This is a genomic window from Pseudoduganella sp. RAF53_2, from assembly GCF_052113985.1.
Taxonomy (GTDB): domain Bacteria; phylum Pseudomonadota; class Gammaproteobacteria; order Burkholderiales; family Burkholderiaceae_D; genus Rugamonas.
This window is the reverse complement of the sequence record NZ_JBFRDW010000920.1, coordinates 1-1,657: the sequence shown is the minus strand read 5'-3', so window position 1 is coordinate 1,657 and position 1,657 is coordinate 1. Positions and strand designations below refer to the sequence as shown.

Genomic DNA, 1,657 nt, shown 5'->3' with positions numbered 1-1,657 from the left:
ATCAGCCAGGCCAGGACGCGATTGCGCCGCATGCCGCCATGATCCCGTTCACCCGCAATCTGTTCGATCCGATGGATTTCACGCCGCTGGCTTTCGGCGACATTCCGAATATCAAGCGCACCACGCGCAACGGCTTTGAACTCGCCGAATCCGTGCTGTTCGTATCGGGCATCCAGCATTTCGCGGAGATCCCGGCAGGCATGGCGACTGCGCCGTCCTACGTGAAGCAAACCCTGCAAAATCTGCCGCGCAGCTGGGACGACAGCAAGTACGTCGACGGTTTCCCTGGCCAGTACGCAGTGATTGCGCGCCGCGCAGGCAAGACATGGTATGTGGCCGGCTTTAACGGCGGCGACAGCGACAAGACCCTATCCCTCGACCTCAGCTTCATCGCCAAACACGGGAAGCTCATATCGGACGGCGCGACCGAGCGCGCCTTCGTCCAGTCCGATATCACTGCGAACAAGTCCACGCAGATCACTATCAAGCCTCATGGCGGCTTCGTCGCCACATTCAAATAAAATTCAGGAGACAGCATGATCAAGAAGACTATCCTCGCCCTCAGTATTGCAGCCAGCGGCGCGGCCTTTGCACAAGTTAGCGTGACGATCGACGCGGCCAAACCAGGCCCGGTCATCAACAAGAATATCTACGGCCAGTTTGCCGAGCACCTGGGCACCGGCATTTACGAAGGCATGTGGGTTGGTCCGGAGTCGAAGGTCCCGAACACTAAGGGCTGGCGCAACGACGTGGTGGGCGCACTGAAAGACCTGCACGTACCGCTGGTGCGCTGGCCGGGCGGCTGCTTTGCCGATGAATACCACTGGCGCGACGGCATTGGCCCGCGCGACAAGCGTCCGGTAAAAGTCAACACCAACTGGGGCGGCGTGGAAGAGAGCAATGCTGTCGGCACCCACGAATTCTTTGATCTGGCCGAGCAACTGGGCGCTGAAGTCTATGTGAACGGCAATCTGGGCACCGGCTCGAACCAGGAAATGGCGGAATGGCTGGAATACATGACCTCCGACAGCAAGTCCACGCTGGCTGAACTGCGCCGCAAGAACGGTCACGAGAAGCCATGGAAGGTCGACTACTTCGCGGTTGGTAACGAGGCATGGGGCTGCGGCGGTGAGATGTCGCCCCAACACTACGCCCAGCTGTACAAGACTGCCACCGTGTTCCTGAAGACGCCACCGGCAGTGCGTCCGAAATTCATCGCCAGTGGCGGCAACGACAATGACACCACCTGGTCCGATGAGCTGAGCAAGATCAAAAACAAGATCGACGGCATCAGCTTCCACTACTACACGATCCCGACCGGCGTGTGGGAGAAGAAGGGCGCCGCTACCGGCTTCGCAGAAGACCAGTGGATCTCCACCGTCAAGAACACGCTGAAGATGGATGACCACATCAAGGTCAATGCTGCCGTGATGGACAAGAACGACCCGCAGAAGAAGATCGGCCTGTTCGTGGACGAGTGGGGCACCTGGTATGACGTTGAACCGGGCACCAACACGGGCTTCCTGTTCCAGCAGAACTCCCTGCGCGACGCGGTGGTGGCTGCACTGAACTTCAACATCTTCCACGCTCACGCGGATCGCGTGCGGATGACAAATATCGCCCAGATGGTCAATGTGCTGCAGGCCATGATCCTGAC

At 59.1% G+C, this 1,657-nt stretch carries 2 protein-coding genes; both read left to right on the top strand.

Annotated features, from left to right (window positions below; genetic code table 11):
- The coding region (locus AB4Z11_RS31030; RefSeq protein ID WP_442029932.1) for a glycoside hydrolase family 97 C-terminal domain-containing protein at positions 1–521 on the top strand (521 nt) is incomplete at its 5' end.
- A gap of 15 nt (positions 522–536) precedes the next feature.
- The coding region (locus AB4Z11_RS31025; protein WP_442029930.1) for an alpha-N-arabinofuranosidase at positions 537–1,657 on the top strand (1,121 nt) is incomplete at its 3' end.